The organism is Salinifilum aidingensis, from assembly GCF_054782015.1.
Genome location: NZ_BAAGTH010000001.1, coordinates 614,632 through 633,529, shown reverse-complemented (window position 1 = coordinate 633,529; position 18,898 = coordinate 614,632). Strand labels below are relative to the sequence as shown.

The following is an 18,898-nucleotide window of genomic DNA, read 5'->3' as shown; positions in this document are numbered from 1 at the left end:
CGGGCGGGATCCGGGCGGACGCGCACCGGCACCGCACCGGAGCGCCCGGTGCGGTGCCGGTGGGGCCGCGAGTGCGCCGGCGCTACGCGGCGGCGATCCGGTTGCCCGTCTCCGGGTGGAACACGTGGATCTCGTCGGAGTCGCGGAACGTGACGTGCACGCGGTCGCCCAGCGCCGGGGGCGTCCGCCCGTCGGCCCGCACCACGAACCGCTGCGGCGTGCCGCCCACGTCGATGCTGCCGTGGATGAGCGCATCGGCGCCGAGCTCCTCCACGAGCTCCACGGTCAGCGTCAGGCTGTCCGGGTCCTCGGAGGACGTCAGGCGCAGCGACTCGGGGCGCACGCCGAAGGTCACCTCCTGCAGGCTCCCGGCGGCCGAGATCGCCGTGCGCGGCAGCGGGACGGTGTGCCCGTCGAGCACCGCTCCGTCCGAGCTCAGCGGCACCGTCTTGAGGTTCATGGCGGGCGAACCGATGAACCCGGCCACGAACGCGTTCGCCGGGTTCTCGTAGAGCTCGCGCGGGGTGGCGACCTGCTGCAGCAGGCCGTCCTGGAGCACCGCGACCCGGTGGCCCATCGTCATCGCCTCGACCTGGTCGTGGGTGACGTAGACCGTCGTCGTGCCCAGGCTGCGCTGCAGCGCGGCGATGTTCGCGCGCGTCTCCACGCGCAGCTTGGCGTCCAGGTTGGACAGCGGTTCGTCCATGAGGAACGCGCTCGGTTCGCGCACGATCGCCCGTCCCATCGCGACCCGCTGCCGCTGCCCGCCGGACAGCGCCTTCGGCTTGCGGTCCAGGTACGGCTCCAGGTCCAGCATCCGCGCCGCCTCGGTCACCTTCTCGCGGATGAACTCCTTCGGCTTCTTGCGCAGCTTCAGCGCGAAACCCATGTTCTCGGCGACGGTCATGTGCGGGTACAGCGCGTAGGACTGGAACACCATCGCGATGTCCCGCGACTTCGGCGGAACGTCGGTCACGTCCGTTCCACCGATCGTGATCGCGCCCTCGTCCACGTCCTCCAGTCCCGCGAGCATGCGCAGCGCGGTGGACTTGCCGGACCCGGAGGGTCCCACGAGAACGAGGAACTCGCCGTCGGCGATGTCGAGGGAGAGCTGGTCCACGGCCCGGACCGGAGGGGTGCCGTGGTAAACTCGCGAAGCGTTCCGGAAAGCGACCTCGGCCATGTGTGACTCACCTTTCACCTGAACCGGCTCACACAAGCTAACCGCCGAACGCGACGTGAGATAGACCTCACCGGAGTGCGATTCACTCCGTGTTCATCGCGGTCGCGTACCGTGACCGGTTCGGCGCGGACGTGTCGTGCGCCTCACGCCCGCTTCACCACGCCGATCTGAACCGTTACGGTTCCCGCATGGCTCGGCCAACGAATGCCCGACGCCCTGCGACTCTGGCGTCCCTCGCCGCGGAGCTGGGCGTGTCGCGGACGACGGTCTCGAACGCGTACAACCGGCCCGACCAGCTCTCCCCGGAGCTGCGCAAGAGGGTGCTGGACACCGCGCGCCGGCTCGGCTACCCCGGGCCCGACCCGGTGGCGCGTTCGCTGCGCACGCGCAAGAGCGGCGCCGTCGGTCTGCTGCTCACCGAGAACCTCTCCTACGCCTTCCGCGACCCGGGGGCGCTCGGCTTCCTCGAAGGCCTCGCGCTGGCGTGCGAGGACGCCGGGCAGGGCCTCACGCTCATCCCGGCCAACCCGGAGCGCGAGGACATCGCCGCGGTGCACCGGGCCGGGGTGGACGGGTTCGTCGTGTACTCGGTGCCGGAGGACGACCCGCACTTGGCGGCCGTGCTCGAGCGGCCCCTGCCGGTGGTGATCTCCGACCAGCCGCGGCTCGACAACCTCGACTGGGTCGGCCCCGACGACGCCGCGGCCATGCGGGGCATGGCCCGGCACCTCATCGAGCTGGGGCACCGGCGCATCGGCGTGTGCTGCATGCGGCTGGCCCGCGGCCGCAACGACGGGTTCGCCGCACCGCACCGGCAGGCGCACGCCAGCTTCCACGTGCAGAAGGCCCGGCTGACCGCGCTCGCCGAGGTCTTCAGCGAAGCCGGGGTGGACTGGGCCCGGGTGCCCGTCGTGGAGCGGTTCGACCACAGCGTCGAATCGGGCGCCGCGGCCGCCGCGCAGGTGCTCGACCACGACCCGGAGGTCACGGCACTGGTGTGCACCTCCGACATCCTCGCGCTCGGCGCGCTCGACGAGGTGCGCAACCGCGGGCGCCGGGTGCCGGAGGACGTCACCGTCACCGGCTTCGACGGCATCGCCGAGGCCGAGCGGGCCGGGGTGACCACGGTGCGGCAGCCCGTGCTGGAGAAGGGGCGCGCCGCGGGGCGGCTGCTGCTCGAACAGGCCGAACCCGGGCGCCCGGGGCAGGTCACCCTGGAGACCGAGCTCCTCGAGGGGCAGACCGCGGCTTCGCCCCGGTCCCTCGAGGAGCGCTGGTTCGGGCCGTGACAACAGGATTTTTCTGATCCGCGCGGAGGGTCCCGTGGCGGAACCTCCTGCACGGCTCTCGCTCCGGGTGCTCGACATCGAGCAGCGACCTGCACAACGTCGAGCCTTCCTCGCGACGAGCCGCACAGGAGAACCCCCGGTGGGTCCAGTTGCCCGGGCGGTCCCTCGACGCTGCCGCGTCGAGGTGGAGGACGCGCGACCACCGCTGGTTCGGGCCGTGATGGTCAGTAGTTCTTCCAGGCGCCTTGGGAGTACTGCAGGATCCGCGGGTGCATGAGCGTGGAGGGCTGCACGTCCTCGACGCGCGCCCGGTCCGGCGGGAACGTCGCCGCGGCCTGCAGCGTCGGCTCGTCGAGCGACCGCAGCCGCGGCACGTCGTCCGGCAGGCCCAGCTCCGGGGTGCGCTCCGCGCTGGCCAGGTGGAACCCCCACTCGCCGAAGCTCGGCACCTGCACCCGGTACGGCACCGTGCGGAAGCCCGCCTCCCGCATGCTCGCCTCGATGCCCCAGTAGGCCTTCGGGGCGAAGTACGGCGATCCGGCCTGGACCGCCACCCGGGCGTGCGGCGCGGTCGCGTGCCGCACCAGCGCGTAGAACTCGGCGGAGTACAGCTTCGCCGTGGACTCCGAGTCCGGGTCGGGCATGTCCACGAACACGGTGTCGAACCGCTGCCCGCGGTGCTCCCGCAGCCAGCTGAACGCGTCGTCGGCGATCGCGGTGACGCGCGGATCGTCGAACGCGTGCTCGTTCACCGTGGACACCCGCGGGTCGTCGCGCCCCAGGCGCAGCACCGCCGGGTCCAGGTCCACCAGGGTCACGTGGCGCACGTCCGGGTAGCGCAGGATCTCGCGCAGCGCCAGTCCGTCCCCGCCGCCGAGGACGAGGACGTTGCCCCGCGGGCCGTCCATCGCCGGGTGCACCAGCGCCTCGTGGTAGCGGTACTCGTCCACGGTGCTGAACTGCAGGTCCCCGTTGAGGAACAGCCGCGTGTCGTTCGGTCCGGTCGGCGAGCGGGACTCCGTCAGCACGACCTCCTGGTGGCGCGAGCGCTCCGCGTGCACGATCGGATCGGAGTACAGCGCCTGCCGCGCGGTGACCTCGAAGCGGTCGGCGAAGGCGTAGGCCCCGCCGAGGACGCCGCCGACGAGCACGCAGCCCAGCGACAGCAGCACGACCGCGCGCCGCGGCAGGTCGCGGCGGAAGACGCCGAGCACGAGCCCCAGGCCGGCGGCCGCGTTGACCATGCCGACGACCAGCGCGCCCTGCAGCTGGCCGAACAGCGGCAGCAGCAGGAACGGGAACGCGAGCCCGCCGACGAGCCCGCCCACGTAGTCGGCGGCGAACAGGTCGGCCACCGCGCTGCCCGCGTCCTGCCTGCGGATGCGCTGCAGCAGCACCATGAGCAGCGGGATCTCGGCCCCGACGAGCGCGCCCAGCACGAGCGCGGTGACGATCAGCGCGGGCATGTACAGGCTCAGCCACGCGAACGCGGCGTAGAGCCCGAGCACGCTCAACCCGCCGAGCAGGGCCAGCGCGATCTCGATGCTCGCGAAGGCCGCGGCGGGGAAGCGCTGCAGCGGTTTCGCCGCGAGCGCGCCGACGCCCATCGCGAACACCATCAGCGACAGCACGATCGACGCCTGGCCGATCGTGTCGCCGATGAGGTAGCTGCCCAGGGCGACCAGCGCGAGTTCGTACACCAGTCCGCAGGCGGCGCAGACGAACACGGCCACGAGCACGGCGGTGCGCGCCAGCTTCCCGCGGTGACGCGCAGCACCGCCCGCGTCGTCCGACGTGGGCGGTTCGGTGCTCGGTGCGGTTTCCTGCTGTGCGCGGTCCGCGTCAGCGGGTGCTTCGGCGGACTCCTGCGAGACGGACATGAATCACCAGATCGCGGCGGCCATGATGGTTGCGATGACCACGTGCGCCGCGGCCGACACCCACGTGGCGGGGTGCAGGCGCGGCTGGGACAGCTCCTCACCGAGCCTGCCCGGGGTCATCACGTCGATGATCAGGAACGACAGGCTCATCATGAGCAGCCCCAGCAGACCGTAGGTCACGGTGCCGACCAGCCCGGCGGCGAGGTCGTGCGCGCTCGCCGCGATCGCCGTCGTCAGGATGATCCCGACGCTGAGCAGCCCGGAGACCAGCAGCAGCGCCGCGTTCGGGTTGGCGTCGCGCCAGATCAGGTTCCGCAGGCGGCCCGGGGTGCCGAGGTCGACGAGCACGTAGCCCAGGGCCATCATGGCGAGCCCGACCGCTCCGTAGAGGACTGCGGACAGCAGGCCGAAAAGCAGATCGTTCACGAGCACGGGGTGCGTGTCCTTTTCGTCGTCGTGGTCGCGGGTTCACCGCGGCGGGTCCGCGGTGTCGGGCGGGGGCGTGGACGGTCCCGCCGGGGGCCGCGGGACGGCGCCGTCTTGACCGGCCCGCGGTGGTTGCTGACCCGGGGCCGCGGGTGGCGCCGCCGGGTGCTGCGGAGCGGCGGCCTGCCCCGGCCACGGTTGTTGCTGACCCGGCCACGGCTGCTGACCCGAGGCCCCGGGGTGCGGCTGGCCGTGCGTGCCCGGCGGGGCCGGCTGGCCCGGCGTGAACTGCCCGGACGCGGGCCGTCCCTGACCGGGCATGGGCTGGTTCGGCATCGACGGGTCCGGGACCCCCGGAGGCGGCCCCGCCGGTCCGCCCGGCCCACCGGACGGACCGGGGCCGCCCGGACCGCTGGGCCCACCGGGACCACCGGGTCCACCCGGCTCACCAGGACCACCGGGGCCGTCCCCGCGCGACTCCCGCTTCATCCTGGCGCGCGTCAGGAACCCGCCGAGCAGCGCGCCGATCGTGATGAGCACCAGGACGCCCAGCCAGGCCACCACCATCCACGCGCCGTTGCCGCCGCCGGTGGGCGGGGCCGCCTCGTCCGGCGGCTCGGCTGCTGAGTCCGCGGGGGAGGCGGGCTCCAGCTCGCCCTGCTCGGTCAGCAGCAGCGGCAGCAGGAGCGCGGCCTGCCCCGTCGCGCCGACCGGCTCCGCGACGAGCGTGTCGGCCGTGATGCCGCTGCTGACGAAGTCGTCCTCGGTGATCAGCGCGTGCAGGTCGGGCGAGGTGTTCACCGCGATCTCCGCGGCGTCCCAGTCGTTGCTGTCCCCGTACGCCACGGTGACCACCACCTCGGCCCACCGCGAGCACCGGTCCGCCGGCACGTTCGGGCCCTCGCTGGAGCCGACGCCGCGCGGTTCCGGATCAGGCGTCCCGGTGCCGTCGAGCAGGCGCCACCCGAGGCAGAGGTCGCCGTGGGGACGGGCCGCCTCGGCGAGGGCGCGGGAGAGCTTCTCCGCGTCCTGCTGCGTGAAACCGGGGATCGACGCGCCGGTGTAGAGGTCGCTGTCGTTGTAGCGCTCGGTGTCGTCCGAGGTGAACGTGTCCTGGTCGGAGCTCGGCAGCATGCCGCTGGTGATGACCCAGATCAGCAGGCCGCCGCCGAGCACGGCCAGCAGGCCGAACAGGGTCCGCTTGTCGTTGGTGCTCAGCGAGCTCCGGTTCTGGGCTGAGTGCCGGTTCATTTGCCCACCCCCGGGCCGCGTCCGCGGAAGCTCTCCCCGTAGGTGCTGTTCCACCCCCAGGCGCCGCCGATGATCCCGTAGTAGTGGTGGTACGCGCGGCGCGCGTCCATGACATCGATGCGGGAGCCGCGGCCGCGCGGTTTCACCACGATCGCGTCATCGGGGTAGCGCAGGTAGATCCCGGAGCCGTCGGCGTAGCGGTTCTGCGGCCGCCAGTGGTCGCTGATGTCCGCGGCGACCTGCGTGGGCGGCTGCGGACTCGTGTACGCGCGGCTGTTGCGCCCCGGCGGGTCCATCCGCTCCGCGCGCGCGTAGTTGTGCTGCACGTAGGAACGCGGGCTCAGCCCGGTGGAGAACGCGGTGGTCAGTCCGAGGATCAGCGCGAAGACCCCGGCTATCCCGGCGATGGTGAACCAGCAACCCGGCTTCATGCGTCAGCTCGCAGCCGGGTAGACGCGGACCTCGTACCGGGTGAGCTCCTCCCCGGTGCTGGCCTCCCACTCGGCTCCGCCGGACCCCTCGGCTTCGCCGTAGGACTCGTAGCCGAGCATCGTGCCGTCGGAGGCCTCGTAGTCGTAGTAGCGGACCGTGCCGGCCTCGTCCAGACCGGTGGTCGCCTCGCTGCGGAACTCCGCGGACCCCGACTCCTCGCGGCGGAAGGTGCGGCCGGCGTGCTCGAGCTGGCGCGCACCCGGTTCCGGGGCGTCGGGGGCCTCGGTCCACAGCGACAGCTCCAGGTCCGGGTCCTCCTCGACCTCCAACCACACCTGGGTTCCCCTGGCGTCGTCGAGCAGGTGCGAGTCCCAGGTCCAGCCGCCTTCGGAGAACCGCAGGCTGCCGCGGACCGTGTAGGTGTGCTCGCGGATCTCCACGATGTCCCCGGCGCGCAGCTTGCGCGGGTCCCCGCGCAGCGCGTCCTGGTCACCGGTCCCGAACGGGTCGGTCGGGGCCGCCTGCGCGGGCGGCTGGGCGGCGGCTCTGCGCGCCCGAACGCCGAGCACGACCGCGACGACCGCCACGATCACCAGCACGGCGATGATGATGTACAGGAAGGTCACCCTGCTGCGCCTTTCGGTTCGGAAGTCGGCTCGCACCTGCCCGATGAGGGTACGGGGTGCGATCGGTTCCGTTGTGCGGGTTCGGGAAATTCGCCCGGCGCGGTGCTCCGACCGGTCCTGAGGAGTCGCGCGGATCGGCGGCCACGTGCTCGACCGCACCGGTCCGTCAGGCGGGCGGCGCAGCCGCTTCATCGCCACGTGCGCGGAGCGCCCCGCCGCGGGAGGTCCCTCCCAGCTACCCCCGTCCACCCGCCCTCAACAGCCGATCCGCGGACTCCCTAAGCGGACAGCAGCTGGGCGCAGCGGACGAGCCCCAGGTGCGAGTACGCCTGCGGGTGGTTGCCGAGCGAGCGCTCCGCGATCGGGTCGTACTCCTCGGAGAGCAGCCCGGTCGGGCCAGCCGTGTCCACGATCTGCTGGAACAGCTCCTCGGCTTCGGTGCGCCGCCCGGTCAGCAGGTAGGCCTCGATCAGCCAGGCCGCGCACAGGTGGAAACCGCCCTCGTCGCCGGGCAGCCCGTCGTCGCGCCGGTAGCGGTACACGGTGGAACCGCTGCGCAGCTCGGCCTCGATCGCGGTGACCGTCGCGCGGAACCGGTCGTCGGACGGGCTGATGAGCCCGGACAGGCCGACGTGCAGCGACGCGGCGTCCAGGTCGGAGCCCTCGTAGGCCGTGGTGAACGCCTGCACGTCCGGGTGCCAGCCGTTCTTGAGCACGTCCTGGGCGATCTCGTCGCGCAGCGCCGTCCACGAGGGATCGATCCTGCGGTCGTGCGCCTCGGCGAGCTTGAGCGCGCGGTCCACGGTCACCCAGCACATGACCTTGGAGTACACGTGGTGGCGCGGGACGTCGCGCTCCTCCCAGATCCCGTGGTCCGGTTCCTGCCAGCGCTCCGCCACGGCGCGGACCATCGCCGTGGCCAGCTCCCAGTCGCGGTCGCGCAGCCGTCCGGTGGTCTCGGCCAGGTGCGCGATGAGCTCCACGACCGGTCCGAACACGTCCAGCTGGACCTGCTGGTCGGCGAGGTTGCCCACGCGCACCGGCCGGGAACCGGCGTAACCGGGCAGGCTGTCGATCACCGCCTCCGGGCCGAGGCTGGTGCCCTGCAGCGAGTACAGCGGGTGCAGCCGCTCCGGACCGGGCAGGCCTTCGAGCACGCGGTGCAGCCAGTCCAGGAACGCCTCGGCCTCGGTGGGGGAGCCGAGCGTGGCCAGGGCCTGCGCGGTCATCGCACCGTCGCGCAGCCAGCAGTAGCGGTAGTCCCAGTTGCGGACACCGCCGATCTCCTCCGGCAGCGAGGTGGTGGCCGCGGCCATGATCCCCCCGGTGTCGGAGTTGCACAGCCCGCGCAGCGTCAGCGCCGAGCGGGCCGCGAGGTCCCGCTGCACCTCCGGCAGCTCCAGCGAATCCAACCACTCGGACCAGTACCGCTCGGCTTCGGCGCGGCGGTGCGCTTCCGGCGCGCCCGGGGTGGCGAGTTCCGCGGTGCCGCAGCGCAGTTCCAGCACGACCGGTTCGTCCTCGTTCGGGTGCACCACGGCGTGCGCCTGCTCGTGCATGCCGTCGGAGGTGATCGCCCACTCCACCCCCGGCGAGTACAGCACCATCGGTTCGGCGGTGCCCTGCACGCGCAGCCCGCCGTCCTCGGGGGTCATCCGCACGGGCACCTGCCCGAACTCGGGACGCGGGGCGAACTCGACGACAGCGGGCACGCTGCCGCTGAGCACCCGCACCAGCTCGGTGCGGTGCCCCTCGGTGCCGTGCGCCAGGTAGTCGGTGACCAGCAGCCGCGACCACCGGGTTTCCACGGTCATCGTGTTGGGCACGTAGCGCTGCCCCAGCGGCAGCGGGCTGCGCTGGGCGCCGGAACCGTCGCTGTCCGGGTGGACGCTGAAGTGGCCGGCGCCGGCCCCGCCGAGCAGGTCGGCGAACACGGAGGCCGCGTCCGGCCCGGGGTGGCACATCCACGCCACCCGCGCCTCCGGGGTGAGCAGGGCGACGGTGCGCTCGTTGGCCAGCATGGTGAGCCGTTCGATCGGCGGCGCCTGCTCGCCGTACAGCCAGGTGCGGCGCTCCTCCATCAGCAGCGCGAGCACGGTGGCCACGTCGGCGGTCTCGCCGATGCGGTGGTGCGCCAGCGTGTCCCCCTCGCCGACCTTGATGCCCAGATCGGGCCCGTGCAGCTGGGCGAACGCCTTCTCGTCGGTGACGTCGTCGCCGAGGAACAGCGCCGCGGTCGACCCGACCTGGTGGCGCACGGCGTCGAGCGCGCTGCCCTTGTCGGTCTGCACGACCGACAGCTCGACGACCGACTTGCCCTCGGTGACGTGGATGCCCTCCCAGCAGGCCGGCCCGGTGCGCAGTTCCGCGCGCACGGCCTGGGCCGTCTCCGGGTCGGCGCGGCGCAGGTGCACCGCGACGCTGGCGGGCTTCGCCTCGAGGGTCACCCCGGTCCTGCTGGAGGTGATCCCCTGCAGGCTGCGTTGCAGGTCGGTGCGCAGCTGCGTGGTCTCGGTGTCGAGCTCGTGGACGAATCCCACGTCGAACTCGGAACCGTGGCTGCCCACCAGGTGCACCTCCGCGGGCAGGCGCGACAGGGTCGCCAGGTCGCGCAGGGCCCGCCCCGAGATCACCGCTGCGGTGGTGGCCGGCAGCGCGGCCAGCGAGCGCAGCGCGTGCACCGATTCGGGAAGCGGTTTGGCCTGTGTGGGATCGGCCACGATCGGCGCGAGGGTGCCGTCGTAGTCGCAGGCGACCAGGAGACGCGGTGCGCGCGCGAGCTGCACGATCGCCCGGCGGAGGTCAGCGGGCAGGGCTTCGGCGGTCAACGCCACACTCCTCTGGGGCCGTGATCGGTCGGTACGGACGGAAGGCTTCGGCCGAACGCGCGGTCGACCGAACGTGTTGTGGCGGGCGTCGATTCGCGCTCGCGGTGCGGCCGCGGCCGCGCACGAGCTCCGACTCGACCAGTATGGACGCACGGCGGTTCGCCGCTGACGCCGGTTGTCCGGGTGCCCGCTCACTCCGCGAGGGACGTGCCCAGTGCTTCGAGGAACGACCGCGCCCAGCGGTCGACATCGTGCGTGAGCACTTGCCTACGCAGTGCGCGCATCCTACGGCGTCCCTCGTCCGGCGCCACGTCCAGGGCAGCGAGCAGGGCGTCCTTCACCCCGTCCAGGTTATGCGGGTTCACCAGGAACGCGCTCGTGAGCTCCGCGGCCGCACCGGCGAACTCGCTGAGCAGCAATGCCCCGCCGAGGTCGTGCCTGCAGGCCACGTACTCCTTGCACACCAGGTTCATCCCGTCGCGCACGGGCGTGACGACCATGGCGTCGGCGGCGCAGTACAGCGCCACGAGCTCCTTGCGGTCCACCGAGGTGTGCAGGTAGTGCACCGCCGGGTGGCCGACGCGCCCGAACTCCCCGTTGAGGTGGCCGACCTTGCGCTCGATGTCCTCGCGCATCTGCTGGTAGTGCTCGACGCGCTCCCGGCTGGGAGTGGCCACCTGCACCATCGTCACCTCTTCGGGTGTGATGCGCTCTTCGGCGAGCAGTTCGTGCATCGCCGACAGGCGGACGTCGATGCCCTTGGTGTAGTCGAGGCGGTCCACCCCGAGCACGATGCGGCGCGGGTTGCCGAGCTCCTGCCGGAGGGCGCGGGCCCGCTGCTGCACCTCCCTGGTGCGGGAGAGGCGGTCCAGGTCGGCCGAGGCGATGGAGATCGGGAACGCGCCCACGCGCACCGGCCGGTCGCCGACGCGCACCACGCCCGGCCGGGAGCGGACCCCGACCTGCGCGCGGCTGTGCTCGAACCCGCCGAGCCGGCGGGCCAGCCACAGGAAGTTCTGCGCACCGCCCGGGCGGTGGAAGCCGACGAGGTCGGCGCCCAGCAACCCCTGCACGATCTCCGTGCGCCACGGCAGCTGCATGAACAGCTCCACCGGCGGGAAGGGGATGTGCAGGAAGAACCCGATGCGCAGGTCGGGCCGCAGTTCCCGCAGCATCGCCGGGACGAGCTGCAGCTGGTAGTCCTGCACCCACACCGTCGCGCCCTCGGCGCTGACCTCGGCGGCGGATTCGGCGAAGCGCCGGTTCACCTGCCGGTAGGTCTGCCACCACGAGCGGTCGAACACGGGCGGCACCACCACGTCGTGGTACAGCGGCCAGAGGGTCGCGTTGGAGAACCCCTCGTAGTACTCGCGGTGCTCGGTGGCGCTCAGCTGCACCGGGCACAGCTGGAGCTCCCCGTCGCTGAAGGGGTCGACGGCGACGTCGGCGACGCCGGGCCAGCCGACCCAGGCGCCGCGCCGCGCGCGCAGGAACGGCTCGAGGGCGCTGACGAGTCCTCCGGGGCTGTGCCGCCACTGCTGCGTGCCGTCCTCGGCGCGCACCAGGTCCACCGGCAGCCGGTTCGCGACCACGACAAAGTCCGCTCGGACGGGTTGGTTGCCGTTGTTCACCCGTTCTCCTTCGCACGTGGGCACTACGCCGCAGGCTATCCGGAGCGCGCGGGACGTGCGTGCCGCGTGTGGCGGAAATCGATCTTGGCGGCGTGGGCCGAGCGGGTGCGCGCTCAGTCCAGGCGGCGGTTCGCGGGGCGCAGCGGTCCGGACATCCGCGGCCCGGCGAGCTTGCGCTCCAGGCGCCCCAGGCGGGTGCGCACCGGCTGGGCGAGGAACTCGCCGAGCACGATGCCGGCGCCGAGGGCGAGCCCGGTGGCGACCGCGAGCATGATCGTGGTCAACCCGGCGGGGTTGCCGAGCACGGACAGCTCGAACAGCCCGCGGTAGGTGGCCAGGCCCGGCAGCAGCGGCACGACGGCCGACACGGCGACGACCAGCGGCGGCACGCGCAGCCGCCGGGCGACGATGCCGCCGATGAAACCGACGACGGTGGTGGCCGCGGCGCTGGCGAGCACCGAGTCGACGTTGACCATGATCAGCAGCGCGTGCACCATCGCCGTGATGGCGCCACCGATCCCGGCGGCGATCCACGGCCGCGGTTGCGCGTAGCTGGCCAGGGCGAAGCACGTCGCGGTGGAGGCGCCCGCGAGCAGCTGCACGGGCAGGTGCACCGCTGGGGAGAGCATGGTGGCGCGCCCGATGTCGCGGACGTCGAGCCCGCCGACGAACCCGTTCTCGCCGAAGATCTGCAGCCCCCCGTACAGCGCGAGCACGACGCCGGCGATCAGCCCGGCCGACATGAGCGCGATCTCGGCGATGCGTCCGGCCGCGGTGACGTTGTAACCGGTGATCGCGTCCTGCATCGCGCCGACGACGGTCATGCCGGACAGCAGCACGATGATGCTGGAGGCCACGGCCAGCGCGGGGTTGCCGAGGATCCCGAGGCCGTGACTGACCAGCGCCACGGTCGTGGCGATGCCCCCGCCGATGATCTGCTGGTAGAAGAACGGCAGCCCGCGCCGGTTCACGTAGCGGCCGATGCGGTCGATGAGCGCGGTGGCGACCGCGGCGACGATCGGCAGCGCGCGGTCCTCCGAGCTGGTGAGGCTGCCGCCGGCGAGCAGCACGGCCAGCGAGGCGGCCATGCCGGCCCAGGCGAGGGTGGCGACCCAGCGCGGGAAAGGGTGCGGTGCGGTGGTGATCCGGTCGAGTTCGGCGTAGGCGTCGGCCGAGGTGATCTCGCCCGCCGTGATGCGCCGGACGAGGCTTTCCACGTCGGCCAGCCGCGTGTAGTCGGTCGACCGGTTGCGGACGACGCGCGCCGAGGTGATGGGCGACTGCTCCGTCCCCCGGTAGCACGACACGGTGATCGACGTGTAGATCACGTCGACCTCGCAGTGCGGCAGCCCGTAGGCGTTGGTGACCGCGATGATCGTCGCCGTCACGTCGGAGGCGCCGGCCCCGCTGGCCATCTGCACCTCACCGATGCGCAGGCCGAGGTCGAGGACGAGGTGGACCGTGGACTCGTCCGGGAGGTGCGGGCCGTAGACGACGTTGCGGATGCCGGCCGGATGGGTCGCTTCCGGGCCGCGGCGCCACAGCGCTCCCCGGGCACGCTGCGTGATGCCCACCGCTGGATTCCTCCAATGCTTGGCCGCCTTGTGGGCGTGCCGTGCGTGATCTCCCTCTCGATCATCGGCTGTCATAGAGCGACCGTTGCACCTCTCGGCTATGTCGTCGGTCACGTGGGCTCGGCGCACCGAGGATCGCCCGGCCGCGCGGGGTCCCGGGAGACCCGATCCCGCCTCCGGCGCGTGCCAACTGTGGGAGGAGCGGACCGTCCCCGCGAGTCGGGTGGCCCGCTGCGGCATCGGTGGTTCGGGCGCTTACGATGTCCGGTGCGCACCCGTTGCGGTGCGCAGGCCGCCGTAGCTCAGTTGGCAGAGCGCCCGCCTTGTAAGCGGAAGGTCAGGGGTTCGAGTCCCCTCGGCGGCTCCGAGCCTACCGAAGCCGCGTCGCGCGGTCCGCCGTTCGGGAGCGGGCGCTCCCGCCGAGCAGTTCTCACCTGGCCTCGCCGGACCTGTGCGCCGCCGCCCTCCGCGGCGGCTGTTGCGGCCGCTGGTGCCGGGGCAGGACCGAATCTGGTGCCGGGGCAGGACCGAATCCTCTGGGAAGTCGCCCCGCGAGTGCGCACGGTGGAAGCGGGCGGCGGGCGCCGCCCGCCCTGCTGGCCTCCGGGTCGGGAGCTGGTCAGTTGGTCCGGAGGTCGGCGCGGCGCGTTGAGAGGAGTTGACGTGTCCAGGAAAGTCGCGGACTGCCGCAAATCCCCGAGCGAGATGAACTGCACGCTGACCATCAGCGGTGAGCAGGAAGAAGTCGTCCGCGCCGCGGCCGAGCACGCGGCCTCGGTGCACGGGCACGAGGACACGGACGCGTTCCGGGCGGAGATCCGCGCGGGCCTCGAGGACGAGGCAGCGCTGTCGCACCAGTCCACCTGAGCCCGCGCTCGCCGGCGAGTCCGGTGCAGCGGCTCGCATCTGCGGTCGCCGATCAGCCCAGGACCGGGCCGATCAGCCCAGGACCGGGGCGCAGCTTCCCGTCGCCCCGGTCGTCGTCCTCCGCGCTGGAGCGCTTCGGGGGCAGCCGCCCGGGGAGAGGTTGACATCCGGTTCGCCCGGGTGTGCGCTGTGCTCGCGAGCGGTGCACGACCGCTGCGCGTGAGCGCGGCTCCCCGCGGCGGCCGGGTGAGGAGGTCGCCATGCGGCAGGCCCGGCGCGGAAAACCGGTGGTGATCACGGACGCGGCCCCGTCGCTGGCCGCGGAGCAGCGCGTGCGCAAGCGCGTGTACGCGGTGCTGATGGCGGTGCACCTGGCCGGTTTCGTCGCCGCCGCCCTGCTCGCGCACATCTGGTGGTTGGCCGTCGTGCTGATCCTGATCACCGTCCCGCTGCCGTGGATCGCGGTCGTGATCGCGAACAACCGGCTGATCGGCGGTGAGCTCGCCCGCCGCTGGCAGCGGGAGACCCGGGGCGGCGGTGAGCGCGGCCTCGAGCAGCGCGGTGGGCAGCCCCCGCTGCTGTGACCGGGAGCGCTTGTGACGGGGGCGCTTGTGGCCGGGTGCCTGCGACGGGCGCCGGCGGGCAGCCCTGCGTGCGCGGGAGGGAAGCGGCTGCGCCGCCCGCCTGACGGGCCGGTGCGGCCCGAGCGCACGGCCGCCGATCCGCGCGGTCACTGATTCCGCTGGGTTCCTCCGGCCCGGGTCGTCCCGCTGTCGTTCACCGCGGGGCCACCCCGTGTTCGCGCATGTAGTTGTGTGCTACAACTAAAAATGCGAATGCTGATCATGTTCGAGTGCGTCGGCTCGCCGAACGGCACCCCGCCGCGGGGTCGCTGCGCTCACGTCCCGCGCTCCGGCGGCAGCGGCCGGCGGTGCCCCCGGAGCGGGTTGACCGCGCGAGCGGTTCCGCTCCGCGGGGAGCCCCGCGGCCCGGGGAACCCGGGGTGCTGCTGGAGGTGGTGCGCGCCTCGGCGCACCGGTGCGTGGCGCGGTCGGGGGTCTCGGCGGGACGGCGCAGCTGGCCGGGGGTCGACGCGGCACCTCCCGGGAGGAAAGGAGCGGTATGTGCTGTGGCGTGCGTGACGCCGTGCAGGACGAGAGGGGCGTGCAGGACGGACGGGCGGGCCTCATCAGAACTCCCGAGGAGATCACCGCCGAGTGGCTGGGCGCGGTGCTGCGGCGCCCGGACCTGTCGCTGGTCTCGGCGCGGCCGATCGGGACCGGCCAAATGGGGCGGTGCTACCGCGCAACGCTGCGCACGGGATCCGGCGGGGCGGAGAGCGTCGTCGTGAAGTTCGCCTCCGACGACGAGTCCAGCCGCTCCCTGGGCGTGGACCTGAGCATCTACCACCGCGAGATCGCCTTCTACCGCGATCTCGGCGGTGAGCTGGAGGGGATCGCGCCCCGGTGCCACTTCGCCGAGTACGACGAGGGCGACGGCGCGTTCACGCTCGTGCTGGAGGACGTCGCCGGTGCCGGCCAGGGCGACCACATCGCGGGTTGTTCGGTCGGCGCGGCGCGGATGGTCCTGCGCACGCTCGCGCACCTGCAGGTGCCCGCGCTGCGCGACCCGTCCCTGCCCGAACGCGACTACCTCCGGCCGACCTCCCGGCAGGTCGATCCGGACAGGATGGACGCGCTGTTCCAGCGGTTCCGCGAGCGCTACCACGAGCGGGTCGCGCCCGAGCACCTCGAGGTGTGCGAGTTCGTCATGCGCGCCGCGCACGCGTGGACGCCCGAGGCGGACACGCCCATGGGGCTCGTGCACGGTGACTACCGGTTGGACAACCTCCTGCTGCGCGAGCACGACTGCCGCGTCGTCGACTGGCAGACGGTCGGCTGGGGGCCGTTGTTGTCCGACGCCGCGTTCTTCCTCGGCGGCTGCCTCGACGTCGACGAGCGGCGCGCGCACGAGGAGGAGCTGGTGCGCGCCTACCACGACGAGCTGGTGCGCTGCGGAGTGCGCGATCTCGACTGGGAGCGGTGCTGGCAGGAGTACCGCCGGTGGTGCTTTCGCGGCCTGATCTTCACGATCGGCGGCCCGCTCGCGGTCGAGCGCACCGAGCGCGGGGACGAGCTGTTCCGGGTGTGGCTCGAGCGCAACGCCCAGCAGCTGATCGACCTCGACGTGCCGGCGCTGCTCTCCCGGTGATCCCGCGGGCGCCGGGTGTGCATTTCGCGCGAAATGCACACCCGGCGGCGCGGTGTCGCGGTGCGGGCGCGCACTCGTGGTAGGGGCGGTCCGCAGTCGTGGTGGGGCCGGTGCGCCGACGTGAAAAGGGTCCGCCCGAAGCGCGTCGGGCGGACCCCATCACCCCTGGGAGGGAGGGTGCGTGCGCCGCGGAGCGGCGTCGTCGCGGAGATGCCGGCGTCGTGTCAGCGCTGCCGGCCCAGCACCACGCCTGTCGTGCCGAGGAGGAGCAGGACGAGGGCGGTGAGCGCCCACGGCCACAGGGTGCTACCGGTCTGCGCCAGTTCCTCCGGCTGCTGCTCGTGCGGCGGAGGCCCGTCCGAGGTCGGCACCCCCGGTTCCGCGGAGCCGGACTCCGTGGGTCCGGGCCCCGCCGGCTCGGTCGTGGTGCTCGGCGGCCGAGGTGTCGTGGTCGGTGGTTCGTGCGTTGTGCTCGTCGGTGGCGGGTGCGGCGTCAGGGTCGGTGGCTGAGTCGTCGTCGGACCCGGCGGTGGTTGGGTCGTGGTGGTCGGCGGCTCCTGGTCCGAGCAGTCCACCCGGACGTCCCCCGCCGCGATCGAACCGAGGGGGCCCTCGTGGAGGACTCCGCCGTCGGGTCCGCGCAGCACCCCCGCGAGTTCCACCACGACCGCAGCGCGGGCGCTCGTCCCGTCGTTCTCCGCCACGTGCCGCACGGTGATCGTCAGGTCCGCCGTGGACACACCGGGAAGGCCGAGCTCCTCGCCGGTGGCGGTGACCTCGTTGGGCCCCTCGGCGAGCGGGCGGGTGGGGTCGTCGAAGAGGTACACCGCGTTGCTGTCCGTGGCCGCGGACGCCTCCGCCGTCGGGGCCAGCGGGGAGTGCGTGCAGCGGGCCCAGGTGCTCAGCGCGCCGAAGCTGATCACGTTGCGCTCGGAGTCCGCGGACAGGCGCACGCCGAAACCGCTCCAGTTCGCGGAGGCCTGCCTGCTGCCCGCGGGATCGGTCACCTGCACCGTGGTGGTCCCCGGCGGAGCGGGCCCGCCGTGCCAACCGCCCACGTGGGACAGCACCCCCTCCGGGTCCTGCTGGTCCCAGGTCGCCACGTGGGTGCCGGGCTCCTCTTCGAGGTGGCCGAGGGAGCCGCTGAACCCGGGCATCCCGATCCCGGGGATGTCCGGCAGGCTCACCTGCAGCAGCGTGCTCTCGGCGACGACGTCCTCCTGCTGGGCCGCGGCCTGCCAGGACGCGCCCAGCGCCGCGCCGAGCAGAACCGTGCTGCCGAGCGCCGCGCCGAACACCGCCAATCGCTTCATGGCTCGGAGGTTAGGGAGGCGCGGCGGGCTGTTCGGGCACCGCCGCTCGGGTCTCGGAAGATCGTGTGATCACGGACCTTCCCGGCGTGCGGAAGTCCGCTGGCGGGTGTAAGGGACCGCGCGGGGTCTGCCGTCCGGCGGTCGTGGAGCTCGGCGGGTCAGCTCAGCGACAGGTAGCGGCGCTCGTTGAAGCCTTCCCCGGTGCAGGACTTGCCGAGGTCGTGCCCGATGCGCTCGATGACGTCGGCGAGCTCCAGCCGCGCGAGCCACTGCCGGGGCAGCACGTCGGTGCCGTGGCGCGCTCCGAGCAGGAAGCCGGTGATCGCGGCGGTGGAGTCGCTGTGGCCGGAGTGGTTGGCGGCCAGCCGCAGCGCGTCGGTGAACTGCTCGGGCTTGGGCAGCGCCAGCGCGCAGTACGCGCCGATGGCCAGCGCCTCGGGGCCGATCCACCCCTGGCCGAGCCGTTCGATGTGCCCGGTGCTCGCGCCGAGCCGGGCCAGCGTGGCGGCTTCGGCGAGCGCGTGCGCGGTGGGCTGGTCCTCGCGCAGCACCCGCCCCGCGGCCTGGTCGGCGGCGGCGGACAGGGAGCGCCCCTGCACGGCGAGCAGGTGCACGGTGAGCGCGAGCGCGCCCGCGGGGGCCCAGCCGCCGACGCCGCCGTGGGTGAGCGCGGCGAAGTGGGTGGCGAGCTGGTAGCAGAGCTCGGCGCTGGGGGCGAACCCGGCGGGCGCCGCGCGGTCGACCCCGCCGCAGCCCTGCGAGGTGTTCCGCGGCTGGTCGGGCGTGCCGAGCGTCGGCTCCTGCAGCGCGCGCAGGCTGGTCAGGCCGGGGGCGCGGTTGGCGTAGAGGGCGGACTCGGCGAGCAGGCCGGTGACCCCGGGCTGCGGCCGCTCGTCCTGCTGGGTGGTGAGCCACCGCCGGTAGGCGGCCGCGACGTGGTCCACCGGTTGCCAGCCGCCGCCGTTGTGCCCCAGCGTCCACGCGTGGAGGTAGCCCTCGCCGGTGAACAGCGTCATCTGCGCCGCGTCGCCGAGCAGGGCCTGCGCGGGTGGTTCGGTGACGCCCTGCGGGCCGTGCTCGTGGCGGATGTCGGCGAGCTGGGCGAACTCGACCGGCGTGCCGAGGGCGTCGCCGAGGGCGCCGCCGAGCAGGCACCCGACGGCGCGGTCGACCACTGCGGACGTCGTGGACACGGGGTGCGGTTCTCCTTCCACACTGCTCGAGGCGGCGCCCGGGGCGATCGACGCTCTCCGACTCTACTCGGATTCTTATCACCCTTTCGGGGAATGAGGGCGCGCGCCAGGGGCTGTCGCGGATGCGATGTATGCCAGATCCGCTCCTGGATGTCCGCTCCCGTGAGATCTGTTCGGGTGACACGCGCCGGGAG

The 18,898-nt window shown here is 73.1% G+C and carries 15 protein-coding genes and 1 tRNA gene; 5 read left to right on the top strand and 11 right to left on the bottom strand.

The window, feature by feature from the left end:
- Nucleotides 1–82: 82 nt before the first annotated feature.
- Entirely contained in the window at nt 83–1,183 is a 1,101-nt protein-coding gene (locus ACYVJE_RS02905) for an ABC transporter ATP-binding protein (protein WP_459158066.1), read from the bottom strand.
- Nucleotides 1,184–1,371: 188 nt separating this feature from the next.
- On the opposite strand from ACYVJE_RS02905, the gene ACYVJE_RS02900 reads away from it, so the two are divergent.
- Entirely contained in the window at nt 1,372–2,472 is a 1,101-nt protein-coding gene (locus ACYVJE_RS02900; RefSeq protein ID WP_461143119.1) for a LacI family DNA-binding transcriptional regulator, read from the top strand.
- A 224-nt stretch (nt 2,473–2,696) separates the two neighbouring features.
- Here ACYVJE_RS02900 and ACYVJE_RS02895 read toward each other — a convergent pair whose 3' ends face one another.
- From ACYVJE_RS02895 to ACYVJE_RS02860, 8 genes are all read right to left on the bottom strand, one after another.
- Complete coding sequence (locus ACYVJE_RS02895) at nt 2,697–4,352, bottom strand: polyamine aminopropyltransferase (RefSeq protein ID WP_461143118.1); 1,656 nt, start codon at nt 4,350–4,352, stop codon at nt 2,697–2,699.
- 3 nt (nt 4,353–4,355) lie between these two features.
- Nucleotides 4,356–4,778, bottom strand: a complete 423-nt coding sequence (locus ACYVJE_RS02890) for a DUF350 domain-containing protein (protein WP_459158069.1) — start codon at nt 4,776–4,778, stop codon at nt 4,356–4,358.
- Between the two features lie 42 nt (nt 4,779–4,820).
- Complete coding sequence (locus ACYVJE_RS02885; protein WP_461143117.1) at nt 4,821–6,029, bottom strand: hypothetical protein; 1,209 nt, start codon at nt 6,027–6,029, stop codon at nt 4,821–4,823.
- Nucleotides 6,026–6,460 (bottom strand): DUF4247 domain-containing protein, encoded by a 435-nt coding sequence (locus ACYVJE_RS02880; RefSeq protein WP_461143116.1) that lies wholly within the window; start codon nt 6,458–6,460, stop codon nt 6,026–6,028. The genes ACYVJE_RS02885 and ACYVJE_RS02880 overlap by 4 nt, the downstream gene beginning before the upstream one ends.
- Before the next feature lie 3 nt (nt 6,461–6,463).
- On the bottom strand, nt 6,464–7,087 hold the full coding sequence (locus ACYVJE_RS02875; RefSeq protein ID WP_461143115.1) for a DUF4178 domain-containing protein: 624 nt from the start codon (nt 7,085–7,087) through the stop codon (nt 6,464–6,466).
- Nucleotides 7,088–7,365: 278 nt separating this feature from the next.
- Nucleotides 7,366–9,915 carry a trehalose-phosphatase gene (otsB, locus tag ACYVJE_RS02870; RefSeq protein WP_461143114.1) on the bottom strand — a complete coding sequence of 850 codons (2,550 nt, stop codon included), beginning with the start codon at nt 9,913–9,915 and terminating at the stop codon, nt 7,366–7,368.
- 191 nt (nt 9,916–10,106) lie between these two features.
- Entirely contained in the window at nt 10,107–11,546 is a 1,440-nt protein-coding gene (locus tag ACYVJE_RS02865; RefSeq protein ID WP_461143113.1) for an alpha,alpha-trehalose-phosphate synthase (UDP-forming), read from the bottom strand.
- Nucleotides 11,547–11,659: 113 nt separating this feature from the next.
- Nucleotides 11,660–13,120 (bottom strand): threonine/serine exporter family protein, encoded by a 1,461-nt coding sequence (locus ACYVJE_RS02860; RefSeq protein WP_461143112.1) that lies wholly within the window; start codon nt 13,118–13,120, stop codon nt 11,660–11,662.
- A gap of 291 nt (nt 13,121–13,411) precedes the next feature.
- Between ACYVJE_RS02860 and ACYVJE_RS02855 the strand changes: the two genes are divergently transcribed.
- The 4 genes from ACYVJE_RS02855 to ACYVJE_RS02840 all read left to right on the top strand — a co-directional run bounded on the left by ACYVJE_RS02855 (nt 13,412) and on the right by ACYVJE_RS02840 (nt 16,198).
- Nucleotides 13,412–13,484: transfer RNA gene (locus ACYVJE_RS02855), tRNA-Thr, on the top strand.
- A 299-nt stretch (nt 13,485–13,783) separates the two neighbouring features.
- Nucleotides 13,784–13,987 (top strand): DUF1059 domain-containing protein, encoded by a 204-nt coding sequence (locus ACYVJE_RS02850; protein ID WP_461143111.1) that lies wholly within the window; start codon nt 13,784–13,786, stop codon nt 13,985–13,987.
- Between the two features lie 260 nt (nt 13,988–14,247).
- Entirely contained in the window at nt 14,248–14,571 is a 324-nt protein-coding gene (locus tag ACYVJE_RS02845) for a DUF3099 domain-containing protein (protein ID WP_461143110.1), read from the top strand.
- A gap of 550 nt (nt 14,572–15,121) precedes the next feature.
- Nucleotides 15,122–16,198: a phosphotransferase gene (locus ACYVJE_RS02840; RefSeq protein WP_461143109.1), complete on the top strand. Its 1,077-nt coding sequence runs from the start codon at nt 15,122–15,124 to the stop codon at nt 16,196–16,198.
- A 224-nt stretch (nt 16,199–16,422) separates the two neighbouring features.
- Here the strand turns inward: ACYVJE_RS02840 and ACYVJE_RS02835 are convergent, their stop codons facing one another.
- The gene (locus ACYVJE_RS02835; protein ID WP_461143108.1) at nt 16,423–17,511 is read right to left on the bottom strand and encodes a hypothetical protein; all 1,089 of its coding nucleotides are present in this window, start codon (nt 17,509–17,511) and stop codon (nt 16,423–16,425) included.
- 158 nt (nt 17,512–17,669) lie between these two features.
- The gene (locus tag ACYVJE_RS02830; protein ID WP_461143107.1) at nt 17,670–18,704 is read right to left on the bottom strand and encodes an ADP-ribosylglycohydrolase family protein; all 1,035 of its coding nucleotides are present in this window, start codon (nt 18,702–18,704) and stop codon (nt 17,670–17,672) included.
- Nucleotides 18,705–18,898: the final 194 nt, after the last annotated feature.